The 26,964-nt window shown below is 71.0% G+C and carries 17 protein-coding genes; 15 read left to right on the forward strand and 2 right to left on the reverse strand.

Going from position 1 to position 26,964, the window contains the following annotated elements; genetic code table 11:
* Window positions 1–88: 88 nt before the first annotated feature.
* The 3 genes from MME74_RS02675 to MME74_RS02685 all read left to right on the forward strand — a co-directional run bounded on the left by MME74_RS02675 (window position 89) and on the right by MME74_RS02685 (window position 5,436).
* Window positions 89–1,387 (forward strand): MFS transporter, encoded by a 1,299-nt coding sequence (locus MME74_RS02675; protein WP_267417130.1) that lies wholly within the window; start codon window positions 89–91, stop codon window positions 1,385–1,387.
* 2 nt (window positions 1,388–1,389) lie between these two features.
* Entirely contained in the window at window positions 1,390–3,144 is a 1,755-nt protein-coding gene (locus tag MME74_RS02680) for a glycoside hydrolase family 3 protein (RefSeq protein WP_267417131.1), read from the forward strand.
* Between the two features lie 228 nt (window positions 3,145–3,372).
* Window positions 3,373–5,436: an acyl-CoA dehydrogenase gene (locus MME74_RS02685; RefSeq protein ID WP_267417132.1), complete on the forward strand. Its 2,064-nt coding sequence runs from the start codon at window positions 3,373–3,375 to the stop codon at window positions 5,434–5,436.
* 91 nt (window positions 5,437–5,527) lie between these two features.
* On the opposite strand, the gene MME74_RS02690 is transcribed toward MME74_RS02685, so the two are convergent.
* Both MME74_RS02690 and MME74_RS02695 read right to left on the reverse strand, forming a co-directional pair.
* A complete protein-coding gene (locus MME74_RS02690; RefSeq protein WP_267417133.1) occupies window positions 5,528–5,980 on the reverse strand; it encodes a hypothetical protein in 453 nt (150 codons plus the stop codon).
* A gap of 63 nt (window positions 5,981–6,043) precedes the next feature.
* The gene (locus MME74_RS02695) at window positions 6,044–7,141 is read right to left on the reverse strand and encodes a hypothetical protein (protein WP_267417134.1); all 1,098 of its coding nucleotides are present in this window, start codon (window positions 7,139–7,141) and stop codon (window positions 6,044–6,046) included.
* A 110-nt stretch (window positions 7,142–7,251) separates the two neighbouring features.
* On the opposite strand from MME74_RS02695, the gene MME74_RS02700 reads away from it, so the two are divergent.
* The 12 genes from MME74_RS02700 (at window position 7,252) to MME74_RS02755 (ending at window position 26,939) form a co-directional block, all read left to right on the forward strand.
* Window positions 7,252–8,298, forward strand: coding sequence for an NAD(P)-dependent alcohol dehydrogenase (locus MME74_RS02700; RefSeq protein WP_267417135.1), 1,047 nt, complete (start codon window positions 7,252–7,254; stop codon window positions 8,296–8,298).
* 47 nt (window positions 8,299–8,345) lie between these two features.
* Window positions 8,346–8,915: a DNA-3-methyladenine glycosylase I gene (locus tag MME74_RS02705; protein ID WP_267417136.1), complete on the forward strand. Its 570-nt coding sequence runs from the start codon at window positions 8,346–8,348 to the stop codon at window positions 8,913–8,915.
* 148 nt (window positions 8,916–9,063) lie between these two features.
* Complete coding sequence (locus MME74_RS02710) at window positions 9,064–15,120, forward strand: Ig-like domain-containing protein (RefSeq protein WP_267417137.1); 6,057 nt, start codon at window positions 9,064–9,066, stop codon at window positions 15,118–15,120.
* A 37-nt stretch (window positions 15,121–15,157) separates the two neighbouring features.
* On the forward strand, window positions 15,158–16,129 hold the full coding sequence (locus MME74_RS02715) for an AAA family ATPase (RefSeq protein WP_267417138.1): 972 nt from the start codon (window positions 15,158–15,160) through the stop codon (window positions 16,127–16,129).
* The gene (locus MME74_RS02720) at window positions 16,129–17,391 is read left to right on the forward strand and encodes a DUF58 domain-containing protein (protein WP_267417139.1); all 1,263 of its coding nucleotides are present in this window, start codon (window positions 16,129–16,131) and stop codon (window positions 17,389–17,391) included. Before MME74_RS02715 ends, MME74_RS02720 begins: the two co-directional genes overlap by 1 nt.
* Window positions 17,388–19,793 (forward strand): transglutaminaseTgpA domain-containing protein, encoded by a 2,406-nt coding sequence (locus tag MME74_RS02725; protein ID WP_267417140.1) that lies wholly within the window; start codon window positions 17,388–17,390, stop codon window positions 19,791–19,793. Before MME74_RS02720 ends, MME74_RS02725 begins: the two co-directional genes overlap by 4 nt.
* The gene (locus tag MME74_RS02730; RefSeq protein WP_267417141.1) at window positions 19,790–21,106 is read left to right on the forward strand and encodes an RDD family protein; all 1,317 of its coding nucleotides are present in this window, start codon (window positions 19,790–19,792) and stop codon (window positions 21,104–21,106) included. The genes MME74_RS02725 and MME74_RS02730 overlap by 4 nt, the downstream gene beginning before the upstream one ends.
* On the forward strand, window positions 21,103–21,921 hold the full coding sequence (locus MME74_RS02735; protein WP_267417142.1) for a PP2C family protein-serine/threonine phosphatase: 819 nt from the start codon (window positions 21,103–21,105) through the stop codon (window positions 21,919–21,921). Before MME74_RS02730 ends, MME74_RS02735 begins: the two co-directional genes overlap by 4 nt.
* Window positions 21,921–23,150 (forward strand): FHA domain-containing protein, encoded by a 1,230-nt coding sequence (locus tag MME74_RS02740; RefSeq protein WP_267417143.1) that lies wholly within the window; start codon window positions 21,921–21,923, stop codon window positions 23,148–23,150. Before MME74_RS02735 ends, MME74_RS02740 begins: the two co-directional genes overlap by 1 nt.
* Window positions 23,147–24,790 carry a serine/threonine-protein kinase gene (locus MME74_RS02745; protein ID WP_267417144.1) on the forward strand — a complete coding sequence of 548 codons (1,644 nt, stop codon included), beginning with the start codon at window positions 23,147–23,149 and terminating at the stop codon, window positions 24,788–24,790. The genes MME74_RS02740 and MME74_RS02745 overlap by 4 nt, the downstream gene beginning before the upstream one ends.
* Window positions 24,787–25,515 carry a hypothetical protein gene (locus tag MME74_RS02750; RefSeq protein ID WP_267417145.1) on the forward strand — a complete coding sequence of 243 codons (729 nt, stop codon included), beginning with the start codon at window positions 24,787–24,789 and terminating at the stop codon, window positions 25,513–25,515. The genes MME74_RS02745 and MME74_RS02750 overlap by 4 nt, the downstream gene beginning before the upstream one ends.
* Window positions 25,512–26,939, forward strand: coding sequence for an RDD family protein (locus MME74_RS02755; protein ID WP_267417146.1), 1,428 nt, complete (start codon window positions 25,512–25,514; stop codon window positions 26,937–26,939). Before MME74_RS02750 ends, MME74_RS02755 begins: the two co-directional genes overlap by 4 nt.
* Window positions 26,940–26,964 lie beyond the last annotated feature (25 nt).

A 26,964-nucleotide genomic window follows, 5' to 3' on the forward strand; every position in this document is an offset into this window, starting at 1 on the left:
ACTTTCACTTACCAAACGGTCGAGTTTGATGTATCGTCATCCCAGAACCGCGTCGCCCGAAGACGTGCGGTGAATCGAAAGGACTGTCATGACAGAGCTGTCATCCGCCGCCACTGCGGCCGCGGTCGGCACCACCGGGTTCAAGGCCCCCGGCACCACGCCCCCGAAGACCCCGCGCGGCTACACGCCCGGCCTCGCTGCCGTGAACTTCGGCGTCTACCTCGCCCTGCTCACGCCGGTCATGGTGTCGATGGCCTTCAAGATCCAGCACATCGATCCCGTGAACACCGAGGGCAGCCTCGGTCTGGTCATGAGCATCGGTGCGGCGTTCGCCCTCATCGCGAACCCGCTCGTGGGTCGGCTCTCCGACCGCACCACGTCCCCGTGGGGCATGCGGCGTCCGTGGATCCTCGGCGGCGCCATCGTGGGACTCGGCGGATTCGCCATCATCGGCGTCGCCACCTCCGTCTGGATGGTGCTGCTCGCCTGGTGCCTCGTGCAGGCGTCGATGAACGCGGTGCTCGCCGCCGCCAACGCCACCCTGCCCGACCAGGTGCCGGTGTCCAGTCGCGGCAAGGTCTCCGGCATCATCGGCATCACCACGCCCATCGGCATCCTCGCCGGCAGCTTCATCGTCAACTTCCTCCCCGGTGACTTCGAGCGCTTCCTCGTTCCGGCCGTGATCGCCCTGATCCTGGTGATCGTGTTCGTGCTGACCCTCAAGGACCGCCGCCTCACGGAGAAGCCCGCCGACCGGTTCACGGTCGGCACGTTCTTCGGCTCCTTCGTCTTCAACCCGCGCAAGCACCCGGACTTCGGCTGGACCTGGCTGACCAAGTTCTTCGTGATGTTCGGCTACGCCGGCATCGCCACGTATCTCCCGCTGTACCTCATCACCAAGTTCGGCCTCGACGAGCAGGGCGCCGTCGGCACGATCCTCCTGGCCAACCTCGCCTCGATGGCGGCCATGGCGATCTCCTCGCCGCTCGGCGGGTTCCTGTCCGACCGGATCGGCAAGCGTCGTCCCTTCGTCGCGATCGCCGGCGTGGTCATGGTGGTCGGCCTGGTGATCCTCGCGATCGCCCCCGATGTGACGACTGTGATCATCGCGCAGGCGATCATCGGCCTCGGCGCCGGATCCTTCCTCTCGGTCGACCTCGCGCTCGCCACCGAGGTGCTGCCCAACCCGGCGGACACCGCCAAGGACCTCGGGGTGCTGAACATCGCCAACGCCCTGCCGCAGTCGATCGCCCCCGCCATCGCCCCGGCCATCATCGCCATCGGCGCGGCCACGCCGCTCGGCGGCTACACCACCTGGTACCTGTTCGGCGCGCTCGTCGCGCTGGCCGGTGCCGTGCTCGTCTATCGCATCAAGGGAGTCAAGTGACCATGCCCGAGACCACCACCGCACGCCCCTGGCTGGACGCCGACCTGCCCGTCGACGAGCGGGTCCAGCTGCTCCTCGACGCGATGTCCGTCGAGGAGAAGGCCGGGCTCTTCTTCCACACGATGATCGCGATCGGCGACCTCGACGAGGCCGACCCCACGTTCGCCTCGCCCTCCGCGCGCGAGTTCCTCGAGAGCAAGCGGATGACGCACTTCAACCTGCTCGGCGCGGCGCCGACCGGTCGGGAGATCGCGGCCTGGCACAACGCGCTGCAGCGGCTCGCGGCATCCACCGGCCTCGGCATCCCCGTGACGCTCTCGACCGATCCACGGCACTCGTTCAGCGAGAACCCCGGTGCCTCCATCCTGGCCGGCCCCTTCTCGCAGTGGCCGGAGACGCTCGGTCTCGCCGCGACGCGCGACGAGGAGCTCGTCGAGCGCTTCGCCGACATCGCGCGGCAGGAGTACACGGCGGTCGGACTGCGCGTCGCGCTGCACCCGCAGGTCGACCTCGCGACCGAGCCGCGGTGGGCGCGGCAGACGGCGACCTTCGGTGAGGACGCGGAGCTCTCCGGCAGGCTCGGAGCGGCGTACATCCGCGGCTTCCAGGGAGAGTCGTTCGGGCCGGGGTCGGTGTCGACCATGACCAAGCACTTCCCCGGCGGCGGACCCCAGAAGGACGGCGAGGACCCGCACTTCCCGTACGGTCGCGAGCAGGTCTACCCGGGCGGCGAGTTCGAGCTGCACCTGAAGCCGTTCGAGGACGCGCTCGCCGCCGGCACCCGGCAGATGATGCCCTACTACGGCATGCCCGTCGGCACCGAGTACGAGGAGGTCGGCTTCGGCTTCAACAAGTCGGTCATCACCGGGCTGCTGCGCGAGCGCTACGGCTTCGACGGCCTGGTCTGCACCGACTGGGGCCTGATCAGCGACTCGGAGATCTTCGGGCAGCCGTTCCCGGCCCGCGCATGGGGCGTCGAGGACCTCACCCCGCGCGAGCGGATGAAGAAGGTGCTGGACGCCGGAGCGGACCAGTTCGGCGGCGAGGCCAACCCCGAGCTGCTGCTCGAGCTGATCGCCGACGGCGAGATCAGCGAGGAGCGCCTCGACGTCTCCGCCCGACGCATCCTGCGCGAGAAGTTCGAGCTCGGACTGTTCGAGAACCCGTTCGTGGACGAGGATGCGGCGGACGAGATCGTCGGCCGCGCCGACTTCCGCGCAGCGGGGGAGGACGCCCAGCGCGCCTCGATCACCGTGCTCGCGAACGACGGCGTGCTGCCGTTCGCGCGGGGAGTGAAGCTCTACGTCGAGGGCATCGATGCGGCGGTCGCGGCGTCGTTCGGTCAGATCGTCGAGACGCCCGGTGAGGCCGACCTCGCGGTCATCCGCCTCCAGGCGCCGTTCGAGGAGCGCGCGACGATGTTCGAGAACTTCTTCCACGCGGGGTCGCTCGACTTCTCCGACGAGGTCGTGGCGCACGTGCGCGAGGTCGCCGCCGCGGTGCCGACCGTGGTCGATGTGCTCGCGGATCGTCCGCCGATCCTCACGTCGATCGCGGAGGCCGCGGCCGCGGTGACCGTGAACTGGGGAGCGTCGGGAGCTGCGCTCCTCGATGTGCTCAGCGGCGCCGTGCCGGCGAGGGGCACGCTGCCCTTCGACCTGCCTCGTTCGATGGCTGCCGTCGAGGCCTCCCGCCCCGACGTGCCGTTCGACACCGCCGACCCGCTCTTCCGCTTCGGGCACGGGCTGTCGCTCTGAGTCGCGGCTGAGCCGGTGGGGGCGTTTCGCGGCGAGGCGGAACGCCCTCACCTGTCGCGAGGCGACAATGCCCCACCTGTCGCGAGGCGACAATGCCCCCGCCTGTCGCGAGGCGACAATGCCCGAGGGGGACGTGCCGCCGATCCGTTGGAGGAAGCGCACAGCGGAGTTCGTGCGTGTTTGTCGCAGACCTACCATGGAGCTATCCCTACTTCCTGGAGGAATGCCATGGTCGACGCCGCCGTCCGTCCTTCGACGACATCCGCTGAATCGCACGAGGTCGCGGCTCCGCCGCAGATCGACGTCGCGCGCGTGAACGAGGCCCTGATGGGCACGTGGGGCGACGTCCGTCGCCAGGCGCGCGAGATGATCAAGGACTCCGCGTTCTGGCGCAAGGACGAGCTGGGCAAGGACGAGCACCGCGAGCGCGTGCTCAGCCAGCTGCACCTCCTCGTCGAGAACAAGGCCGTGCACCGCGCGTTCCCCAAGTCGCTCGGCGGCGAGGAGAACAACGGCGCGAACATCGCCGGCTTCGAAGAGCTCGTGGTCGCCGACCCCAGCCTGCAGATCAAGTCCGGTGTGCAGTGGGGGCTGTTCGGCTCGGCGATCCTGCAGCTCGGCACGAAGGAGCACCACGAGAAGTGGCTGCCCGGGGTGATGGATCTCTCCATCCCCGGTGCCTTCGCGATGACCGAGATCGGACACGGCTCGGACGTGGCGGCCGTCGGCACGACCGCGACGTACGACCCGGAGACCGAGGAGTTCGTCATCAACACCCCGTTCCGGGGAGCGACGAAGGAGTACCTCGGCAACGCGGCCCTGCACGGCGTCGCGGCGACCGTCTTCGCGCAGCTGATCACGAACGGCGTCAACCACGGCGTGCACTGCTTCTATGTGCCGCTGCGCGGTGAGGACGGCGTCGACCTTCCCGGCATCGGCCGCGAGGACGACGGGCTCAAGGGCGGACTCAACGGCATCGACAACGGACGCCTCTCGTTCGACCACGTGCGCGTTCCCCGCACCAACCTGCTCAACCGCTACGGCGACGTCGCCGCGGACGGCACCTACTCCAGCGCGATCGACAGCCCCGGCCGTCGCTTCTTCACGATGCTCGGCACCCTGGTCCAGGGGCGCGTGTCCCTCGACGGTGCGGCATCGTGGGCTTCCGCGCTCGGCCTCCACATCGCGATCACCTACGCCACGCAGCGTCGTCAGTTCGACGGAGCGGACGGGCAGGAGGTCGTGCTCATGGACTACGGCAAGCACCAGCGCCGTCTGCTCCCGCGCCTCGCGACCACCTACGCCCACATCTTCGCGCACGACGAGTTCCTGCAGAAGTTCGACGGCGTCTTCTCCGGTCGCACCGACACCCCGGCCGACCGTGAGGACCTCGAGACCCTCGCGGCCGCGCTGAAGCCGCTGTCCACCTGGCACGCGCTCGACACGCTGCAGGAGGCCCGCGAGGCCACCGGCGGCGCAGGGTTCATGTTCGAGAACCGTCTCGTCGGCCTCCGGCAGGACCTCGACATCTACGTCACGTTCGAGGGCGACAACAACGTGCTGCTGCAGCTCGTCGGCAAGCGTCTGCTGACCGACTACGCCAAGCAGTTCCAGGGCAAGGACGCGGCGGCGCTCGCCAAGTTCGCCGTCGGGATGACCGCGGGCAAGGTATTCCACGGTGCCGGACTCCGACAGCTCGGTCAGGCCGTCTCCGACTTCGGTCAGGTGGCGCGATCGGTCGAGCGCGGGCTCCGGGAGGAGCAGCAGCACGACCTGCTGGCCGGCCGTGTGCAGCAGATGGTGGCCGACATCGCCGGCCGTCTGCGTCCGGGAGCGAAGGACAAGGCGCTCGGCGCTCGACTGTTCAACGAGAACCAGGCCGAGCTGATCGAAGCCGCGCGTGCGCACGGAGAGCTGCTGCAGTGGGAGGCGTTCACCGACGCCGTGCACCAGATCGACGACGCCGACACCAAGAAGGTGCTCACGTGGCTGCGCGACCTGTTCGGTCTGCAGCTCATCGAGAAGCACCTGGCCTGGCACCTGATCCACGGACGCCTGTCGACCCAGCGCGCCGCGGCCGTGTCGAGCTACATCGACCGCCTGTGCGCGCGGCTGCGCCCGTATGCCCTCGACCTGGTGGACGCGTTCGGGTACGAGCCCGAGCACGTTCGCGCACCCATCGCGAGCGGCCTGGAGAAGCAGCGCCAGGACGAGGCCCGCGCGTACTACGCCGACCTCGCCGCGACGGGGAAGGCCCCGATCCAGGAGAAGGCGCTGAAGCAGAAGCGCTGACCGCTCGTCTCACCGCTCAGGAATCCCGCTCCCGCGTCGTCGGGGGCGGGATCTCTGCGTGTGCGGCCTGCTCCGAGGTGGAGCGCCCTGATCAGGACGAGGTCCACCCGTGGAGGTCGACGCCGCGCTCGGCAGCCAGCGCCTGCAGCTTCTCCGCCGCATCGGTCTCGACGCAGAGGCAGGCCCGCAGCCCGGACTCCTCCTCCTCCCGGAGCAGGTAGTGGCTGGTGGTGTCGGTCAGCTGCTCGCCGTCGGCATCGCGGAACAGCCACCGCACCCGCACCAGCACCAGCCGCTCGGACAGGGTGTTCGCGTCGAGAAGCTCGTGGCCGACGGATGCCAGCCCGAGCTCGCGGTACAGCGGATAGGACTGCTTCAGCCCGACGATCATCGCCTCACGGGACTCGAGCACGCCCGACACGTGGTCGTCGGCGATCATGCCCGGCGTCGACCACAGGTCCGCCGCCGCCTCGGCGTCGAATGCGGTGAGCGAGGCGGCGTAGCGCGCGAGGTACTCGTCGATCCGTTCGGTGGGGATGCTCATGGTCCGAGCGTACGGATCGAGGTGCTGCCCGGCAGGGGGCTTGACGGATCGGGGGAGCGTCCCTCAGGACCCGGAGGCCGGGGGAGACGACGGTGGTGTGGGAAGGGGCGCGGGCGGTGGTGCGGGCGGTGCGGCCGTGGGCGGATACGGCAGGACCGGCGGGGCGGGCGGGAACGGTGCTGTGCCCGGCTCCGGCGAACCCGCTCCCGGGTGCGGCTGCGGCTGCGAAAACGGATACGGCTGCGGTGCGGCCGCGGACGGGGCCGGATATGCCGACGGAGGCATATGCCCCGCGCCCACCGCGGGAGACGACGCCTGCCTCCGCACGCGCACCAGCACGAACGTGAAGGTGACGTAGATCAGGGCCGTGGCGGTTCCCGCACCGAGGAGCACGAGTGTCAGCAGTGTGTGGGTGCCTTGCATCGGGAGGGCGGAGAAGAGCCGGAGGAACACGGTCGGCACGAAGACGAGGACGCTCGCCACGAGTGCCGCCAGGGCCGGGAGCAGCAGCGCGAAGGCGGACCACCGCGTCGCCAGGATCCCCGCGACGATGAGCAGCGTTCCGAGCAGGACGCCGACCGCGGCTTCGGGGATGAGGCCTCCTCCGTCCTGCTGGTAGGCGATGAGCCGTCCGTGCCCGAGGCCCCAGGACGCCAGCAGCGCCCCGGTCAGGAGCAGCACGGGCGCGGCGATGGCCCCCACGATGACGGGTCCGGGTCCCGGGCGCGCGGGGCGGCGGCGCACGATCGCGAGGACGACGCCCATCGTGCCGAGCACCGGGAGCAGGAACAGCGGCAACCCGTAGGCCAGACCCTCGACCCACTCGCGGGGGAGGACGCCCGGGCCGAGCCGGAACGTCTCGAGCACGAGCGGCGGGAACAGCGCGCACGCGAGCGGGAACAGGGCGAGCACCCCGACGGCGATGAGTCCCGCGGAGCTCCAGATGCCCGTCAGTACGACGAGGAGGAGGAGCAGGACGCCGACGACCTGGAGCACGATCGGCATCGCGAACCGGAAGGTGTCGACCTCCGCCATCGCGTACTGCGCGTAGGTGAACACCCAGGTGCTGCCGCCTGTGGCGATCAGCCCCACGGCGAACGGGGTGACGACGACGGCGATGAGGATGGTGATCAGTCGCGCGGGCAGGATGGATCGACGCATGGTGACTTCCCCCTCCGGAGTCATGCGCCTCACCCTACCGGCGCCCCTCGCGACGGAAGAGGCGGAAGTGGTGCGTAGGGTGGACCGAGCCCCCGGAAGAAGGAGTCCCCGTGACCCGCGTCAACGCCTACGCCGCACCGAGCGAAGCGGCCCCGCTGGAGAAGACCGTCATCGAGCGGCGCGCGCTCGGTCCGCACGACGTGCTGATCGACATCGCCTTCGCCGGCATCTGCCACTCCGACATCCACACCGTGCGCGGCGACTGGGGCCCGCAGCAGTACCCGCTCGCTCCGGGCCACGAGATCACCGGGACGGTCGCCGCGGTCGGCGAGGCCGTGACCCGGCACGCGGTCGGCGACCGGGTCGGCGTCGGCTGCCTGGTGAACTCGTGCGGCGAGTGCCGCAACTGCCGCCGCGATCAAGAGCAGTTCTGCACCGGAGGTCGCGTCCTCACCTACGGCGACACGGACCGTGACGGCACCGTCACGCAGGGCGGCTACTCCGAGCAGGTCGTCGTCACCGAGGGGTTCGTGCTGCGCATCCCCGACGGCCTCGCGCTCGACGCCGCTGCGCCGCTGCTGTGCGCCGGCATCACTACCTACTCGCCGCTGCGGCACTGGAACGTCGGGCCGGGGTCGCGCGTCGCCGTGGTCGGGCTCGGCGGACTGGGGCACATGGGCGTGCAGATCGCGCACGCGCTGGGCGCCGAGGTGACCGTGCTCTCGCAGACGCTGAGCAAGAAGGACGACGGGCTGCGGCTCGGCGCCGACGACTACCGCGCGACGAGCGATCCGGCGACCTTCCGCGAGCTGCGCAGCTCGTTCGACGTGATCCTCAACACCGTGAGCGCGGTGATCGATCTGCGCGCGTACCTCGGGCTGCTCGACATCGACGGCACGATGGTCTGCGTCGGCGCCCCGGCGGAACCACTCTCCGTCGGCGTGATGTCGCTGATCGGAGGACGCCGGTCGCTCGCCGGGTCGAACATCGGCGGCATCCGCGAGACGCAGGAGATGCTCGACTTCTGCGCCGAGCACGGCATCGCCGCCGAGATCGAGGTGATCCCGGCGTCCGACATCAACGCCGCCTACGAGCGCGTGCTCGCCTCCGACGTGCGGTACCGCTTCGTGATCGACGCGGCCACCCTCGCCGACTGACGCCACCCTCGCCGGCCGACGTCGGTGGCGGCGGATACGTTGGGGAGATGATCTCTCTCCTCACGGGCCCGGACGCCCGCGACCGCTGCGCCTGGGTGGGCGACGACGACGAGTACCGTCGCTATCACGACGAGGAGTGGGGCACCGCGCTGCGCGGCGACCGCGCGCTGTTCGAGAAGATGGCGCTGGAGGGCTTTCAGGCGGGACTCTCCTGGATCACCATCCTGCGCAAGCGCCCGCGGTTCCGGGAGGTGTTCGCGGGCTTCGAGCCCGAGATCGTCTCCGAGTTCGGCGAGGACGACGTCGAGCGGCTGATGGCGGATGCGGGCATCATCCGCAACCGCGCCAAGATCGAGGCGACCATCGGCAACGCCCGCATCGTGCGGGGCATGGCCGACGGCGAGCTCGATGAGCTGATGTGGTCGTTCGCCCCACCGGCATCCGCCACTCGGCCGGCCTCCTTCGACGAGGTCCCGGCGGTCACGGCGGAGTCGACGGCGCTGAGCAAGGAACTGCGCCGTCGCGGGTTCCGGTTCGTGGGGCCGACCACCATGTACGCCCTGATGCAGTCCGCCGGGATGGTCGACGATCACATCGCCGGGTGCTGGCGCGCCTGATCGGAGCGGATGGGGAGTTGTCCCCATCGAGTGGTATTCCGCGACGCGGTTAGGATGAACGGGTGCTCCGTGGGCCCGTCGGGTCCGCGTATGAGTAATCGGAGAGTGTCACCCTGGGGGGGAACCGGGAATGAAGGCGTTGTCATGGATGCGCGAGCGACCCAAGGCACTGGCATCGGCTGCCGGTGTCACGGTCGGCGTCATCGCCATCACCACCATGGCCTTCACCTATGAGGGGTTCCCGACCACCAAGGTCGACCTGAACGACGGCGGCGTCTGGATCACGAAGACGTCGAGCCTGCTCGTCGGGCACTTCAACAACGAATCCACCATCCTCGACGGCGGTCTGCGCACCACGAGCGAGAACTACGACATCCTCCAGGAAGCCTCCAACGTCCTCGTCGTCGATCAGAGCGCATCGACCGTGACGGCGATCGACCCCGCGCGGGTGTCGCTCGGAGACTCCACGATCATCCCCGCGACCGCGAAGGTGGCGCTGGGCGCCAGCACGGCCGCGATCCTCGACGAGAAGTCCGGCGACCTCTGGGTCGTGCCGGTGAAGGGCATCGCCTCCTTCGAGATCGAGGCGGCCGAGCCGATCGCCGAGCTGGGGAAGGACGCCGACGTCACGGTGGCCGACGACGGCACGGTGTTCGCCCTCTCCGGAGAGCGTGGCGAGGTCGTGACCGTGCCGGTCGACAACGAGGGGACGCCCGGCGATTCCTCGAGCGCCAGCGTCGGCGAGCTCGACCTGTCGAAGCGTCCGACGATCACCGCCGTGGGCCGCACGCCCGTCGTGCTGGACGCCGCCGCGGGCGTCGTCACGACTCCCGGCGGCTTCCGCACCGAGGTCGGCGGCGCGGCGGATGCCGTGCTGCAGCAGGCCTCCGCCGCCACCGACGCGGTCGCCCTCGCCACGCCCTCGGCGCTGGTCCGGGTGCCCCTCGACGGCAGTGAGCCGGAGGAGACCTCCGCCGGGAGCGCGGGCACCGCAGCCGCACCGGTCTGGCTGCGCGGCTGCACCTACGGCGCGTGGGCGGGGTCGGCGACCTTCATCCGCGAGTGCCCCGGCGACTCCAACGACGTGAATGCCCCGATCGACGGCGCCGAGGATTCCACGAGCCTCACCTTCCGCGTCAACCGCGACGTGATCATCCTCAATGACGCCGTCGGCGGTGCTGCCTGGATGGCCAACGAGAGCCTGCAGCGCGTCGACAACTGGAACGACCTCACGCCGCCCGAGGGCGAGACCGAGAATGAGGAGGACTCGACCGAGGAGACGGTCGAGACCACCCTGCCGGAGCGCAGCGAGGAGAACACCCCGCCGATCGCGGAGGACGACGCCTACGGTGTGCGCCCCGGTGCGACGACCCTGCTCCCCGTGCTCGACAACGACAACGACCCCGACGGCGATGTGCTCGTCGCGGCGCTCGCCGAGGCGCAGCCGTCGATCGGCACGGTGCAGCAGATCAACAACGGCGGAGCGCTGCAGATCGCGGTCGACGAGAAGGCCACCGGCACCGCCAGCTTCACCTACGAGGTCGACGACGGACGCAAGGGCAAGGACACCGCGGTCGTCACGCTCACCGTGCACGACTGGAACGAGAACGCGGCTCCCACTCCGAAGCGGAAGACGTCCCTCGCGGTCGAGACCGGCGGCACGATCTCGTACAACATCCTCCCGGACTGGATCGATCCGGACGGCGACGACATCTACCTCAAGGAGGTGATCGCAGCCCCCGGCGACGAGGTCGACTTCAGCAGGGACGGCCAGATCACCTACAAGGCGACGGCCAGCCTGCAGGGCCGCAAGGACGTGCAGGTCACCGTCGCGGACGCGTTCGGGAAGCTCGCGACCTCGACGATCGCTCTCGACGTGCGCCCGCAGGGGTCGACGAACCCGAAGACCAACGCCGATCACGTGATCACGAAGGCCGGTGAGCAGGTCACGGTCGCCCCGACCGCGAACGACACGAGCACCTCCCGCGAACCGCTGCGTCTGAGTCGCGTGCTGGACACCCCGGGTGCGACGATCGTCCCGAACACGCCCAACAAGACCTTCACCTTCATGGCGGAGAAGCCGGGCGTCTACTACGTGCAGTACCAGGTCACGACCGGCCCGAAGAACGGCGAGGGCCTCGTCCGCGTCGACGTGATGCCCGAGTCGGAGACCGATCTGCCGCCGGTCGCTGTGCGCGACGTCGCTCTGCTGCCCACCGGCGGCGACGTGCTCCTCGGCGTGCTCAACAACGACACCGACCCCGCCGGCGGCATCCTCGTGGTGCAGTCGGTGTCCGTCGAGCCGAACAGCGGCATCTCGGTCTCGGTGCTCAACCACGAGACGCTGCGGATCACGGATCAGGGAGCGCTCGAGGAACAGGTGCGTCTCAAGTACCGCATCTCGAACGGCTCCAAGTCGGCCGAGGGCGAGGTCGTGGTGATCCCGATCCCGGCACCGGACGAGATCCTCCAGCCGGTCGCGAACCCCGACACCGCGACCGTCCGCGCCGGCGACGTCGTGACGATCCCGGTGCTCGACAACGACACCCACCCGAGCGATGACGTCATGCACGTCGAGCCCGAGCTCATCGAGCCCTTCGTCGATCCGGAGGACGGCGAGGCGTTCGTCTCTCAGGACACGGTCCGTTTCAAGGCCGGTCCGGAGGCGAAGACGGTCTACCTCACGTACGAGGTCTCCGACTCCCGTCAGCAGAAGGCGGCGGGTTACGTGACGATCCAGATCCTGCCCGTCGACGAGGAGAACAACGCCGCTCCCCGTCCCCAGGATCTCGTTGCCCGCGCCCTCGCCGGCAGCGAGGTGAACATCGCGGTGCCGCTCGACGGCATCGACACCGACGGCGACTCGGTCGAGCTCGTCGGCCTCGAGTCGAGCCCGAGCAAGGGCCGCGTCACGACGGGGCCGAACTACTTCACCTACGAGGCCGCGGACGGCGCGAGCGGCGTCGACGTGTTCAAGTACCGCGTGCGCGACCGTCTCGGCAAGGAGGGCGTCGCCACCATCCGCGTCGGCATCGCCCCCGCCGAGCAGATCAACCAGGCGCCTTACGCCGTGAAGGACGCCGTGGTCGTGCGACCGGGGCGCGAGATCGCGGTTCCGGTCCTCGCGAACGACTCGGATCCCGAGGGCGACAAGATCATGCTGGTCGAGGACGGCCTCGAGGTGCCGGAGGGCCTGGAGGCGCGCGTCTCCGGCGACCGGGTGATCGTGACCGCGCCGGATCGTCCGACCGAGACCTCGCTGCAGTACACCGTGGCCGATGCGCGCGGGGCCACCGCGACCGCGACCTTGCAGATCACCGTCGACGAGGACGTCCCGCTGCAGGCCCCGATCGCGCGCGACGACCGGCTGCTGCCCGCCGACCTCAAGGACGGCGGTCTGACCGCCGACCTCGACATCCTGGCCAACGACGAGGACCCCGACGGGACCAAGGACCGTCTCGACGTCGAGGTCGGCGCCGGCGGCACACGGCTCGAGAACGGAAAGGTGCGCGTCACCGTCACCGACGAGCTGCAGCTGATCCGATACACCCTCACCGACCGTGACGACCTGCAGGCCTCGGCGTTCATCTTCGTCCCCTCGCGGTCCGATCTGCGCCCGACGCTCACGTCGACGAAGCCGCTCGAGGTGGTCAGCGGCGAGACCGAGACCCTCCCGCTCTCGGAGTACGTCACGGTCGCCGGCGGCGGCGACGTGGTCATCACCGAGAAGGCCAAGATCAGCGCGAACCATGCTGACGGGTCCGATCTGCTCAAGGACGCGAAGACGCTCGTCTACACCTCGGCCGCGGGATTCTTCGGGCCGGATGCGCTCACGTTCGAGGTCACCGACGGCGACGGGCCGGATGATCCGGAAGGCCGCAAGGCCACCCTGAGCATCCCGATCAACGTCCTTCCGCCGGAGAACCAGCAGCCGACGTTCGTGCAGGGGCAGGTCAACGTCGCCCCGGGCGAGCCGGCGACCTCGCTCGATCTGGCGGCGCTCACCGATGACCCCGACCCCGAGGACGAGGGCAAGCACGAGTACCGGCTCGTCGGCGGCGAGGAGAAGGGCGTCTCGGCGCGGATCGAGGACGGCGACAAGCTCGTCGTCGAGGCGGCCTCGAACGCCAAGAAGGGCACGGCGGTCACGCTGAAGCTGCGGATCTCGGACGGCACCACCGAGCCGGTCGAGGGCACCGTCGCGGTGATGATCACGGCGTCGACGCGCCCGATGCCGGCGGCGAACACCGACACCGTCTCGCAGGCGGATGCCGGGAAGACCATCGTCGTGCCGGCTCTCGCGAACGACTTCAACCCGTTCCCGGAGACGCCTCTGAAGATCGTGTCCGCCGTGGCCGAGTCGGGTGGCGGCGAGGTCGGGTTCAGCGAGGACGAGGTCACCATCACGCCGAACAAGGCGTTCGTGGGGACACTCGTCGTCCGCTACCGGATCCAGGATGCGACGGAGGACGTCGATCGCGAGGTCAACGGCCAGATCGTCGTGACTGTGCAGGATGCTCCGGAGGCGCCGGGCGTCCCGGTGGTCGCCAGCGTGCAGGACCGCACCGTCGTGGTGTCGTTCTCGGCGCCGTCGAACAACGGTGCGGAGATCACGAAGTACACCGTGCGGTCGGTCGGCGGCAACCCGTACTCCAAGGAGTGCCAGTCCACGACCTGCACGCTCGACGGCCTCACCAACAACGTCGAGTACACGTTCCAGGTGACCGCGACCAACCGCGTCGGCGAATCGAAGCCGTCCGGTCTGTCGGCTCCCGCGCGTCCGGACGCACGCCCGGACACCCCGAACCCGCCGACGCTCGAATTCGGCGACAAGTCCCTGAAGGTGGGCTGGGCCACTCCGTCCACCCCCGGCTCTCCGGTCGATCGGTACACGCTCGAGATCTCGCCTGCGCCGCCCTCCGGCATCACGCAGAAGGAGGTCACGGGCAACTCCATCACGTGGGAGGGGCTCGAGAACGGCTCCGACTACCAGGTCCGGGTGCAGGCGCACAACAGGGCGCCCGACCCCTCCAGCTGGAGTGGCTGGTCGGCTTCCGAGATCCCGGCGGGGCCCCCGCTCGCTCCCGCGGCTCCCATCACGGCCGAGCTCTCGCCGGTGGGCAACCAGGCACAGATGCAGGTGAGTTGGACAGCGCCGGACAAGAACGGCGACGCGATCCGCGGGTACCGACTCGAGGTGCTGCGCGGCGGCCAGGTCGTACGCACCATCACTCCCGGTCCCGAGGCCACGAGCCAGGCGGTGGTCGTCGAGACGTCGGAGACCGCGTACACCTACCGCATCCAGGCATACAACAAGGCCGGGTGGGGCGACATGAGCGCCCCGTCCGCACCACGGCGCGGTGTGATCGCACCCGGAGCGCCGACCAGTCTGCGGGTGACCGAGGGCGACCAGAGGCTCACGATCTCGTACAACCCGGGTTCGACCGGCGGCGCGACCTCCAACGAGATCAGCTACCAGTACCGGCTGAACGGCTCCACCTGGAACGGCGTCCCCGGGAACAGGGTCATCGGCGGACTCACGAACGGCGTCGGCTACACGGTCGAGGTGCGTGCCGTCGCCAACGTGTCCGGCTCGACGTACGCCGGCGCGGTCTCGAACTCCGCGAGTGGCACCCCCTACGGGAAGCCGCACGCGCCCACCGGAAGCGCGGCCCAGCTGCCGACGCAGGTGCAGCTGAGCTGGAACGCGAGCGGCTCGGCGAACGGACGCTCGATCCAGGTCGTGCAGATCAGCATCGACGGCGGCGGCTGGCAGGGAGTCGGTCTGACCGGCTCGGTCAACGTCGGCAACGGCTACAACGAGCCGCACAACATCCGCGTGCGGGCGATGGACAGCACGCAGACCTGGTCCGACGTGAGTCCGACGTACAGCGCGAACTCGGGTCCGCCGCCGCAGCCACGCGCCTGGGTGACCCGCGGCACCTCCGGCAACTGGCCGGGGCAGTGCACCGACGGCACCTGCGCGAAGTTCGTGATCAACACGTCCGACTTCCCGGCGGGCAAGTATCAGGTCTGGTGCAACAGCAACGCGCCGCACGGTGGGGCGCATTTCGCCGGTGGCTCCAGCTGGAACATCCCGGCCAACGGCTCCATCGAGATCGGCTGCTTCCACGGGTCCGGAGGCCGCGGTTACGAGGTGTGGGTCACCATCGGCGGCACCGATTACGAACACAGCGGCTGGTAGTGGCGCTCCATCCCCTCCGAGAGGAAGCAGTATCCCCATGACAATGACTCCCGAGCAGGCGGCCTGGTTCCAGGGCACCTTCCAGCGACTGGTGGAGAACGTCGACAAGGCCGTGCAGGGCAAGAAGGAGATCGTCGGGCTGGTCCTGGCCTCGATGCTCGCCGAGGGGCACGTGCTCCTCGAGGATGCTCCGGGCACCGGCAAGACGAGCCTCGCCAAGGCGCTCGCGGCGACCGTGCAGGGCACGAGCGCGCGCATCCAGTTCACGCCCGACCTGCTGCCGTCCGACGTCACGGGTGTGACGATCTACGACCAGCAGTCGCACCGTTTCGAGTTCCACAAGGGCCCGATCTTCGCGTCGATCGTGCTGGCCGACGAGATCAACCGCGCCTCGCCGAAGACGCAGTCGGCGCTGCTCGAGGTCATGGAGGAGTCGCGCGTCACGGTCGACGGCGTCACGCACGAGGCCGGACGCCCCTTCCTGGTGATCGCGACGCAGAACCCGATCGAGCAGGCGGGAACGTACAAGCTCCCCGAGGCCCAGCTCGACCGCTTCCTGATCAAGACCTCGATCGGCTACCCCGACCTCGCGGTCACGGAGAGCATCCTGGCCGGGGCCTCCGACCGCAACCCGTCCGCCGGTCTCTCCGCCATCATCACGACGAGCGCCGTCGCCGACATGGCCGACCTGGCCGCCACCGTGCACGTCGAGCCGGCCGTGCTCCGCTACGTGGCGGAGCTGGCCGAGGCGACCCGTGAGGACGGCGCGATCCGTCTGGGCGTCTCGGTGCGTGGAGCGATCGCCATGATCCGGATCGCCAAGGTGTGGGCCGCGGCGCAGGGCCGTCACTTCGTGCTCCCCGACGACATCAAGGCCCTAGCGCGGCCGGTGTGGCAGCATCGTCTGCTGCTCGACGCCGAGGCCGAGTTCGCCGGCACGAGCAGCGACGTCGTGATCGCCCGCGTGCTGGACGGCGTCGCAGCTCCCCAGGCGCGAGCGGCGGCCTGATGACGACGGAGGCCCTTCAGGCGACGCCGCCGCAGACGGAGCGCGACGCCGGATGGCGTGACATCGCGGCCGTCCTCGGTGCGCGCGCACTGACGCGCCTCCGGAAGATCTCCTCCGCGATCCGGCCCCTGGCCTGGGTGCTCATGGCGATCTCGGTGGGCTTCTGGGTGCTCGGGCAGATCGCCGGGTGGTCGGAGTTCACGGTCGCCGCGGTGGTGATCGCGATCGCCGTCGCTCTGTGCGCGCTGTTCCTGATCGGTCGCACCGCCTACGACGTCTCGCTCGACCTCGCCCGCACCCGCGTGGTGGTGGGGGAGCGCGCTGTCGGCGCTCTCACCCTCGCGAACCGCGGCACCAGGGCGATCCTGCCCTCGCGCGTGGTGCTCCCCGTCGGCTCCGGCCGCGGAGAGTTCGGGATCCAGCGGCTCGCGCCGGGGGACGAGGCGGAGGAGCTCTTCGCCATCCCCACCCAGAAGCGCGCCGTGGTGAAGGTCGGACCGGTGAGCGTCGTCCGCGGCGACCCGCTCGGTCTCTTCGAACGGGCGCACCGCCGTGACGAGCCGGTCGACCTCTTCGTGCACCCGCGCACGGTGCTGTTCGACGGCCAGTCCCTCGGCTACCTCCGCGACCTCGAAGGGCTCCCGGCCGCCGACCTCTCCCGCGACGACGTGTCCTTCCACGCTCTGCTGGAGTATCAGCCGGGCGACGACCTGCGCCACGTGCACTGGCGCTCGACCGCCCGCACCGGCACCATGATGGTCCGCCAGTACGAGGAGACCCGCCGCTCGCACTTCGTGATCGGGCTGTCGCGCTCCCTCTCCGATTACGCCACCGCCGACGACTTCGAGTTGGGCATCTCGGCTGCCGGCTCGATCGGTCTCCGGGCGATCCGCGACTCGCAGCGCGTCGACGTGCGGGTGCAGGGCCGCGAGCTGCCCGCCGGCACCGGCAAGCAGCTGCTCGACTCCCTCGCGGCCGTCGAGAACAGCAAACCGAGGGAGGGCGGCATCGCCGAGCTCGCCGGGATCGTCGCCGCCACGATGCCGCTGGCGAGCGTGGTCGTGCTCGTGTGCGGATCACGGGTGCGCTCGGACGATCTGCGCCTCGCATGCTCCCGCCTGCCGTTCGGCGCGAAGGTGCTCGCCGTCGTGGCCGACACCTCGGCCTCCGCGCCGACCCTGCGCCGCATCGGCGATGCCGACGTCGTCACGATCGGCGCGCTCGAACAGATTCCGCTCGCCCTGCAGAAGGTGCTCGCATGACCGCGCCCTCCACCACCGCGTCCGTAGCCCTGCCGCTGCGGCGCTGGATCCTCGATCTCGGAGCCAGCGCGCTGCTCGTGCTCACCGCGCTCATCGGCTTCTGGCCGACCTTCGCCGGCCCCTCCTTCCTCCCGGCCGTGATCGGCGGGATCGTGATCGGCCTCGCGATCGCGACCGTCGCGGTCTGGCGGCGCTGGGGAGTCCTGATCATCGCCGGCCTCACGGTCGCGGCCTACTTCGTCTTCGGCGGCGCGCTCGCCCTGCCGCAGACCTCGATCCTCGGATTCATCCCCTCGCTGGAGACGCTGCAGAAGCTCGCACTGGGAACGGTGACGGCGTGGAAGCAGATGCTCACCACGGTTGCGCCGGTCGCGGCGGCCGACGGACACCTCCTGGTCCCGTTCCTCCTCGCCCTCGTGGCCTCGACGGTTACGGCCTCCCTCGCCCTGCGCCTGCCGCACGTCGCCTGGGCGCTGCTGCCCGCGGGCGTGCTGCTGATGCTCGTCATCGCGCTCGGCACGCCGGAGCCCGCCTTCCCGCTCGTGCAGGGCCTCGTGTTCGCGGTGGTCAGCATGACCTGGCTCGCCCTCCGGCAGCTGTGGGCACCGCAGAACATGGCGGTCTCGGTGAGCGAGGTCGATCCCTCCCGCGCGGCGCACATGCGCACGCGGCGGCTGCTGGCCGGTGCCGCCGTGCTGGCGATCGCCGCCGGGGCGGGGGTGGCGACCAGCGCGGTCGCGACACCGGCGCAGCCGCGGCACGTGTTCCGCGACGTCATCATCCCGCCGTTCGACATCCGCGACTACCCGAGTCCGCTCCAGGCCTTCCGCAAGAACGTGCGCGATGAGGCCAACGAGACGCTCTTCACCGTGCAGGGCCTGCCCAAGGGAGCGCGCATCCGCACGGCCGTGATGGACCAGTTCGACGGCATGGTCTACAACGTCACCGACGGCGGCCCCACGTCATCGAGCGCGTTCGCTCCGCTGCGCTCGAACATGGCGCCGGAGACCGAGGGCATCCCCGTCACGCTCAAGATCCAGATCGACGACTACCGCGGCGTCTGGATGCCTACGGCCGGCGAGCTGTCGGAGATCCGCTTCGGGGGAGACCGTGCCGAGGACCTGCGTCGCGGGACGTACGTGAACACGTCCACCGGGACGGCCGTGGCCACGCCGAAGCTGACCGCGGGCGACGAGTACGCGGTCGATGCGGTCATGCCGAACGTGCCAGACGACGAGCAGCTCGCGGACGTGCCCTTCGGCCGGGTGTCGATGCCGAAGCCGAGCAACGTGCCGGAGGAGCTCACCTCGTTGGCCGCGGAGACCGTGGCCGGCACCGAGACGCCGATCGAGCAGGTGCGGGCCCTGGAGACGTTCCTCTCCGAGGGCGGCTTCTTCAGCCACGGGCTGGAGGGCGAGGTGCTCTCGCGTGCCGGACACACCGCCGAGCGCATCTCGACGCTCGTCGGAGCGGACCAGATGATCGGCGACGACGAGCAGTACGCGGTGGCCATGGCGCTGCTCGCCGGGCAGATCGACATCCCCGCCCGCGTCGTCCTGGGGTACTACCCCGACGAGGAGCAGGCCGGTGAGGCCGTGTTCACCGCGACCGGTGACAACGTGCACGCCTGGGTCGAGGTCAACTTCGAGGGGATCGGATGGGTCACCTTCAACCCGACCCCGCCCGAGGACCAGGTTCCCAACGACCAGAACACGAAGCCGCGCGTCGACCCGAAGCCGCAGGTGCTGCAGCCGCCGCCCCCGCCGCAGGAGCCCGTCGACCTGCCGCCGACGCTCCCCGACGACCGCGAGTCCGAGGACGAGAGCCTCAACCTCGCCGGCATCATCGGCGCGATCCTCCTGATCGGCGGCATCTCGCTCGCCGTGATCGCCGTGCTCGCGTCCCCGTTCATCGTGATCGGCGCGTGGAAGGCGTCGAGGCGCCGCTCCCGTCGGGCCGCCGCCCGCACCTCCGACCGCATCAGCGGCGGCTGGGACGAGCTGACCGACCGGGCGATCGACTACGGCGCCCCGCTCGCGCCCGGCGGCACCCGGACCGAGGAGGCCGCGGTCGTCGCCTCCTCGCTCACGGTCCCGCAGGTGACCGCTCTCGCCGAGCGCGCCGACGCCGAGGTGTTCGGACCGGCGGAGCCGACGGCGCAGGACGTCGACGTCTTCTGGCGCGAGGTCGATGAGATCGTCGGCGGCCTCGGGAAGGAGGCCGGCTTCTGGAAGCGCACCAAGGCGCGACTGAGCATGCGGTCCCTTCTGGGCGGCACGGCCATCTCGAGCGGGCTCCAGAACCTGAGAGACGCGGCGACCGCGCGCGTTCGCCGTGAACCTGGCACCATCAAGAGCAGCCCCGGCACGACGCCCCCGTCCTCCGAGAGTGAGACCCCATGACGCAGCCCGCGCTCGATCAGATCGCGCCGTTCTCCCGTCGCGCGGTCGCCTACGTCATCGACGCCCTCATCGCCGGGGGACTGAGCTTCCTCCTCATCGGCGGTCTGGTCGTCGCCGCCACGCTCTCCGGCGGGCTCGAGGCGTCCATCGCCACCCTGCTCATCGGCGGCCCGATCGTGGGCCTCGTGCTCCTGGCCTGGTTCGTCGTCTACACGGTCATGCAGGCGGGCGCGGGCTCGATCGGCATGCGGGCGCAGGGGCTCCGCCTGGCCTCCGCGGCCGACGGCGCCCCGCTCGGTTTCGGCCGCACGCTGCTGCGCAACATCATCTTCGGCCTCGCCGGAGCCATCGTGGTCGGCTACTTCAGCCCGCTGTTCGACGGCTCCGGCCGCTTCCAGGGCTGGCACGACAAGGTCGCCGGGTCGCTGATGCTCGACGCGCGGGTGACGGCACCCACCGGGGCATCCGCGGCCGCCCCCGCCGTTCCGATCCCCGGCATCGCCGCGCCCCCGGCCGCTCCCGCGGTGCCCGGAATCCCGCAGCCGGTGGCGGCTCCGGCGGCACCCCCGGCTCCGGTGGCACCCCCGGCTCCGGCAGCCCCGGTGACGCAGCGGGCTCCCGCGTCGGCGCCCATCCCGCCGCGACCGGCAGCACCCGCCGCGCCCGTCGCCGACCAGGGGTCGCTGATCGCGTTCGTCCCCGGCATCACCCAGGACTCTCCGGCGCGGACCGCCCCGGCCCCGGCGACGGACCCCGAGCTCGACGAGACCATCCAGCAGCATCCCGCGGCTCCGGTCGCGTCGGCTCCCGTCCCGCCCGCTCCGGTCGCCGCTGCGCCCGCCGCTCCGCCTGCGCCGCCGACTCCGCCCACCGTCGTCGCGCCGCCCGCCCCGCCTGCGCCGGCTGCGCCCCCGGTCCGGGCGGAACCTGAGCGACTGGTGCCCGCCGCCGACGAGGACGACCTCGAGGACACGCGGATCAGCGTGCCGGGGCACCGTCTGGTCTTTACCTGGGACGACGGCACCCGGGTCTCGGTCTCGCGGCGGACGCTGTTCGGCCGCAACCCCGCACCCGAAGAGGGCGCGATCCTCGTCCCGGTGCGCGACGAGACCCTCTCGCTCTCCAAGACGCACTTCGAGGCGGCCGCCGAGACCTCGGGCGGATGGGTGCTCGACCGGCACTCCACGAACGGCATGACCATCGTCCGCGACGGGCAGCGGATCGCGTGCCCCGCCGGACAGCGCGTCCCGGTGCGTCTGGGAGACGCCATCGAGATCGGCGACCGCATCGTCACGATCGGCGGCTACGCATGAGGCCCGGGCTGGTCGTCGCGACCGGGTCGGCCACGCACCCGGGACTGCGTCGAGCCCTGAACGAGGACGCGCACCTCGCGTCGGCACCCGTGTTCCTGGTCGCCGACGGCATGGGCGGGCACGAGGCGGGGGAGCGCGCGAGTGCCGCCGTGATCGCGGAGTTCGCGGGATACATCGGGCGTCCGGCACTCGGTCTCGACGACGTCCGCCACGCGCTGTCCGTCTCGCGCGACCGGGTCGAGGAGCTGTCGACCTCGGGCAACGGGCGTGCCGGGACGACGCTGAGCGGCGTCGTCATCGCCTCCGTGGACGGCATGGGCTACTGGCTCGCCGTGAACATCGGGGATTCTCGGACCTATCGTCTCGCGGACGGCGAGCTGGAGCAGATCAGCGTCGACCACTCCGTGGTTCAGGAGCTGATCGAGTCCGGCGAGCTCACGCCGGAGGACGCCCTGGGCGACCGCCGCCGCAACATCATCACCCGGGCCATCGGCGCGAGCAGCACGGGCGACGCCGACTACTGGATGTTCCCCGCCGAGCTCGGCGACCGGATCCTGGTGTGCTCGGACGGACTGACGTCGGAGGTGGGCGACGCCCGCATCCGCGAGATCCTCACCTCCGAGCCCGACCCCCAGGTGGCCGCCGACGTCCTCACCGACGACGCGGTCAGCGCGGGCGGGCGGGACAACATCACCGTCATCGTCGTGGATGCCGTCTCCGTCGCGTCGCGGCCGGGCACGCTGATGTCCACCGACGACCGGGACATCGACCTGGACACGCGTCCACGGGAAGCCGCAGCAGGAGGGGTTCGCTGATGCAGACCATCTACCGACCGGGACACTGGTACCTGATCGTCATCCCCGGCGCACTCGTCGCCCTGCCGCCCGACGTCCCCGGCGATGTGGTCGCACGGCTGTGGGAGCGGCTGCCGGAGGAGAAGACCCTCGCGACGGTCGTCGACGTCCTCACCGCGCACGTCGTCGGCGGCTCCTTCACCTCGCTGCCCTCGTTCGTCGCCGCGGTCGCCGAGGGCGCGGACGTGCGCATCGCCCTGCGCGGCGGCGTCACCGCGCAGGTGACCACCGCGACCGAATCCTTCGAGCTCTCCGGCGCCGAGGTCACGACCTGGAACGAGCGCTTCCTCGGCGGTGCGACGGCGTTCGAGATCACCGTCGAGACCACGGACGAGGCGGACGGCCTCCCCGTGCAGGGCGGCATCGTGCGGGCATCCGCCGCGAGTGCCGAGCTCGAGCCGAGCGACGCCGAGCCGCTCACCGCCGCACTCGGCCCGGCGCCCGTCGTGGGCTCGGCCGTTCCGGAGGCGCCCGCCGTTCCGGAGGCGCCCGCTGCCCCGGAGGCGCCCGCTGCCCCGGAGCCCGTCGCGCTGCCGGAGCCCGTGACCGAGCCGGAGCCGGAGCCCGAGCCCGAGCTGCTCCCGGTCATCGAAGACGCGTCGCTGTCTCCGACGGAGGTCACGCTCGCTCCGCCGGTCGACGACGACTTCGATCAGCTCTGGGGCGCCACCGTGCACTCCGCGGGCGCGGCCGCCGCGCCTCCGGTGGTGGCACCGGTCGCGGCGACAGGCGACCATGACGGGGCCACCGTCTCGGCCGCCGAGCTCCGCGCGCTGCGCCAGCAGCCGCCGGTCTCGAACGACGCGCCGACGGAGGTGCTCGACGTCGCCCCGGCACCGGCTGCGGCATCCGGCGGTCGCATCCGACTCTCCACGGGGCAGGTCGCTCCTCTCGATCGCACCGTGATCATCGGGCGCCGTCCGCGGTCGACGCGGGCCAGCGGCGCGAACCTCCCGCACCTGATCGCGGTCGACAGCCCTCAGCAGGACATCTCGCGCAGCCACCTCGAGGTCAGGCCGGAGGGCGACACGGTCGTGGTCGTCGACCTGCACACCACGAACGGGTCCACGCTGCTCCGTCCCGGCGCCGATCCGGTCCGACTGCACCCCGGAGAGACGACGCTCGTGCTCTCCGGCGATGTGGTCGATCTCGGCGACGGTGTGACCGTCGCGTTCGAGGATCTCCCGTGAGTCGTCGCCCGTCACCGCCGCCGGAGCTCCCCGGCTTCACGTATGTGGAGCCCCTGGGCACCGGCGGATTCGCCGACGTCTTCCTGTACGAGCAGGAGATGCCGCGTCGTCGTGTCGCGGTGAAGGTGCTGCTCGCCGACCGCATCTCCAGCGGGGCCGCGCAGGAGTTCGCCGACGAGGCGAACGTGATGGCGATGCTGTCGACGCATCCCGCGATCGTCACGATCTACCAGGCGGGTGTCGCCGGCGACGGCCGCCCCTACCTGGTGATGGAGTACTGCCCGCGGCCCAACCTCCAGCTCCGCGCGCGGAAGGATGCGTTCTCGGTCGCCGAGGCGCTGCGCGTCGGCGTGCAGGTCGCCGGAGCGGTCGAGACGGCGCACCGTGCGGGCGTGCTGCACCGCGACATCAAGCCCGCCAACATCCTCGTCACCGAGTACAACCGACCGGCGCTCACCGACTTCGGCATCGCGTCGACGACGGGGGCGACCGGCGAGGCGTCCGGCATGTCCATCCCGTGGTCGCCACCGGAGTCCTTCGCCGAGCCGCCGCAGAGCGGGCCGCGCACCGACGTGTGGGCACTCGGGGCGACGCTGTACACGCTGCTCGCCGGACGGTCGCCTTTCGAGCGCCCCGGGGAGCGGAACTCGAGCGCCGACCTCATCGAGCGCATCGAGCGCGCCGCGCTCCCGTCGCTGGGCAGGCCGGACTCGCCGGAGAGCCTCCAGCGACTCCTCGAGCGCTCGATGGCGAAGAACCCGGACGACCGCTTCCCGAGCGCCGTGGCGTTCGCGCGGGCGCTGCAGAAGGTGCAGATCGAGCTGTCCCATTCGGTGACGCCGATCGACATCGTCGACGATCACCCTCCGGCGGAGGACCTCGACGACGACGGCGACGGCCTCACCCGGGTGCGGGAGATCGTCAGCATCGATCCCGACATCGCCGCGTTCACCCGGCCGTCGGCGACGACGCAGCGCAAGGAACCGGCCGGGCCGCTGTCGGAGATGCCGCGTTTCGAGAGGCCGGTCGCCGAGGAGGCGGTCGAGCAGACGCAGCTGCGCATGCCGACGGCTGCCGCTCCGATCGCGACCCCGGATGTCGACGACCGCACGATCGTCCGGGTGCCCAAGGTGGTCGCCCCGGAGGCGGCATCGCCGTCCCTCGCTCCGGCACCGCTGCCGCAGGCCGCACCGAGCGCGCCCGCGGCCCCCGTCGAGCCCGCCACGCCCCGCCGTCGCAAGGGTCTGTGGATCACGCTCGCCGCAGCCGGTGTCGTGCTCGTGGTCGGCGGCATCGTCGGGATGAACCTCCTCGTGGCCGGGATCACGCCCGAGCCGGAGGACACGGCCGAGGCGGTCGACCCGCAGGATGTGCGCTCGGATGTCGTGCCGAAGGTCACCGAGATCGCCGGCACGCGGGACGGCGATCGGGTCGTGTTCACCTGGACGAATCCCGATCCGCTGGAGGGCGACTCGTACATCTGGTCGCAGGTCGCGGTGTCCGGCGAGGTCGATCCGCAGCAGACACCGGATCCCACCGCGACGATCACGGGGGCGGGGTCGGGAACGGTCTGCGTCGACGTGATGCTGCGCCGCGACGACGGCCGCGCGTCCGAGACGGTGCGGGGGTGTGTGGAATGAGCGGCGCAGCGGGCGTGACCGTCGAGTTCGCGGGCGAGTACTTCCCCATCGCGCGGGGCGGCCGATTCATCGTGGGGCGCGAGGGCGACCTGGAGCTCGACGACAACCTGTTCCTGCACCGTCACTTCCTGGAGATCACCGACGCCGACGGGCTGTGGTGGCTGTCCAACGTCGGCACGCGGCTCACGGCGACCGTGACCGACTCCGCTGGCGGTGTGCAGGCCTGGCTGGCGCCGGGGGCCCGGCTGCCGCTGGTGTTCGAGAAGACGACGGTCGTGTTCAGCGCGGGGCCCACGACGTACGAGCTCACGCTGCATGCGGCCGAGCCGGCGTTCCGGGCGACCCGGCGCGAGCACGACGACGGCGGCGCCTCGACGATCGGAGACGTGCCGCTGACGCTCAGCCAGAAGCTGCTCATCCTCGCGCTCGCGGAGCCGCAGCTGCGCCGGGACGGCACCGGCATGAGCGAGATCCCGACCTCGGCGAAGGCCGCGGAACGGCTCGGATGGACGGTCACCCGGTTCAACCGCAAGCTCGACAACGTGTGCGACAAGTTCGACCGGATCGGCGTGCCCGGGATGCGCGGCGGACAGCGCAGCTTCGCCACCAACCGGCGGGCGCGTCTGGTCGAGCACGTGATCGCCTCCCGCCTGGTCGGCAAGAGCGACCTGCCCCTGCTGGACACCCCGCACGCCGTCGATGACGCCGAAGGGGACCAGGAGTGATCTGGGAGATCGACGACGGTGTCGCGGAGATCGAGGGTCTCGACGCGCACGGGCGCCCGGACCCCGCCTATGCGGAAGCGCTCGGGCTGCGTGCCGCGGGCCGCGGAGCCCGCGCGCTGGCGGCCCTGCTGGAGTGGGTCCTCGCCGTCCTGATCGCCCTGCCCGCCCTGATCGCGCTGACCCCGGTGCTCGCGCAGGCCCTGTCCGGGAAGCTCGACGCGGCGGAGTTCTTCGCGCGCGGCGACCTCGTGTGGCTCATCGTGGCGGCGGCCGTCTCGCAGGGCCTGATGACCGCCTACATCGTCGTCCAGCTCGTGCTGCACGGACGCAAGGGCATCACACTCGGCAAGGCCGTCTTCGGCATCCGCTCCATCAACGTCCGCACCCTCGAGCGCCCCAGCTTCTGGCGCGGTGCGGTGGTGCGCTACCTGGTCGCCATGGCCTCGTTCCTCGTGCCGCTGATCGGCCCGGTGCTCGTGGTCATGCTCTCCCCGCTCTTCGACGTCGAACGACGCGGCCGCGGATGGCTCGATCTCGCGGCCGCGACCTGGTTCGTCGACGTGCGCCAGGGACTCAACCCCTACGACTCGAAGCGGATGCGCATCGCCCGCAAGCGTGTGAAGACGCCGGAGCACGAGGAGAAGGCGCCGCTGCCGTCGCTCGCGACGCCGGTCGACCGGGATGCCCCGGCGGAATACGTCCCCAGCGCGCGGCTCTCCGGCGGGGTGATCGGCGCGCATCGCTCCGCGTCCGCCCCGACGGCGGACCAGCCGGAGGCCCCGGCACCCGGCGCGATGGTGTCTGCGGTGCCGCCCTCGCTGGCCACCGGCGCTCCGGCTCCGGCATTCGTCCCGCCGGTCCCGGTGGCAGCCCCGGTTGCCCCGGCGGCCCAGCCGACACCGGCACCGACGCCCGCGCCTGCCGCCCCGGCGTCCGCGCCTGCGGATCCGGTGCCCGCCCCGCAGGCCGCTCCCGCTCCCGCGCCCGCCGCATCCGCATCCGCACCCGTCGCCCCGGTCGCCGTTCCTGCACCCGCACCCGTCGCCCCGGCATCCGCGGTGGTTCAGGCCGCCGCCCCCGCGGCCCCGCCCGCGGGCGTGCGGGCGATCATCGTGCTCGACTCGGGAGAGCGCATCGAGGTGCGCGGGACGACGCTGTTCGGACGCTCCCCGGCCGCCGCGGCCGGAGAGAGCGCGGCCCAGCTGGTGCCGGTGTTCGACGAGACGCGTTCGATCTCCAAGACGCACCTCGCCGTGATGCCGGCGCGACGCGGCGTCTTCGTCGTCGACCGCGCGTCGACGAACGGCAGCTCCGTCGTCCGCGGCGGGGCCGAGACCGTGCTGACGGCCGGGCAGCCGGCCGAGCTGCAGACGGGGGACACGGTGCGCTTCGGCGATCGCTCCCTCGTGGTGGAGTGGGTATGACCCTGAGCAGTGAGATGCGCCCTCG

The organism is Microbacterium oxydans (assembly GCF_026559675.1).
Taxonomy (GTDB): domain Bacteria; phylum Actinomycetota; class Actinomycetes; order Actinomycetales; family Microbacteriaceae; genus Microbacterium; species Microbacterium oxydans_D.

Bases quoted from the DNA above. Each gene is read 5' to 3' on its own strand.
- MME74_RS02675 (WP_267417130.1), top strand. From the start codon at position 89: ATGACAGAGCTGTCATCCGCCGCCACTGCGGCCGCGGTCGGCACCACC.
- MME74_RS02680 (WP_267417131.1), top strand. From the start codon at position 1,390: ATGCCCGAGACCACCACCGCACGCCCCTGGCTGGACGCCGACCTGCCC.
- MME74_RS02685 (WP_267417132.1), top strand. From the start codon at position 3,373: ATGGTCGACGCCGCCGTCCGTCCTTCGACGACATCCGCTGAATCGCAC.
- MME74_RS02690 (WP_267417133.1), bottom strand. From the start codon at position 5,980: ATGAGCATCCCCACCGAACGGATCGACGAGTACCTCGCGCGCTACGCC.
- MME74_RS02695 (WP_267417134.1), bottom strand. From the start codon at position 7,141: ATGCGTCGATCCATCCTGCCCGCGCGACTGATCACCATCCTCATCGCC.
- MME74_RS02705 (WP_267417136.1), top strand. From the start codon at position 8,346: ATGATCTCTCTCCTCACGGGCCCGGACGCCCGCGACCGCTGCGCCTGG.
- MME74_RS02710 (WP_267417137.1), top strand. From the start codon at position 9,064: ATGCGCGAGCGACCCAAGGCACTGGCATCGGCTGCCGGTGTCACGGTC.
- MME74_RS02715 (WP_267417138.1), top strand. From the start codon at position 15,158: ATGACAATGACTCCCGAGCAGGCGGCCTGGTTCCAGGGCACCTTCCAG.
- MME74_RS02720 (WP_267417139.1), top strand. From the start codon at position 16,129: ATGACGACGGAGGCCCTTCAGGCGACGCCGCCGCAGACGGAGCGCGAC.
- MME74_RS02725 (WP_267417140.1), top strand. From the start codon at position 17,388: ATGACCGCGCCCTCCACCACCGCGTCCGTAGCCCTGCCGCTGCGGCGC.
- MME74_RS02730 (WP_267417141.1), top strand. From the start codon at position 19,790: ATGACGCAGCCCGCGCTCGATCAGATCGCGCCGTTCTCCCGTCGCGCG.
- MME74_RS02735 (WP_267417142.1), top strand. From the start codon at position 21,103: ATGAGGCCCGGGCTGGTCGTCGCGACCGGGTCGGCCACGCACCCGGGA.
- MME74_RS02740 (WP_267417143.1), top strand. From the start codon at position 21,921: ATGCAGACCATCTACCGACCGGGACACTGGTACCTGATCGTCATCCCC.
- MME74_RS02750 (WP_267417145.1), top strand. From the start codon at position 24,787: ATGAGCGGCGCAGCGGGCGTGACCGTCGAGTTCGCGGGCGAGTACTTC.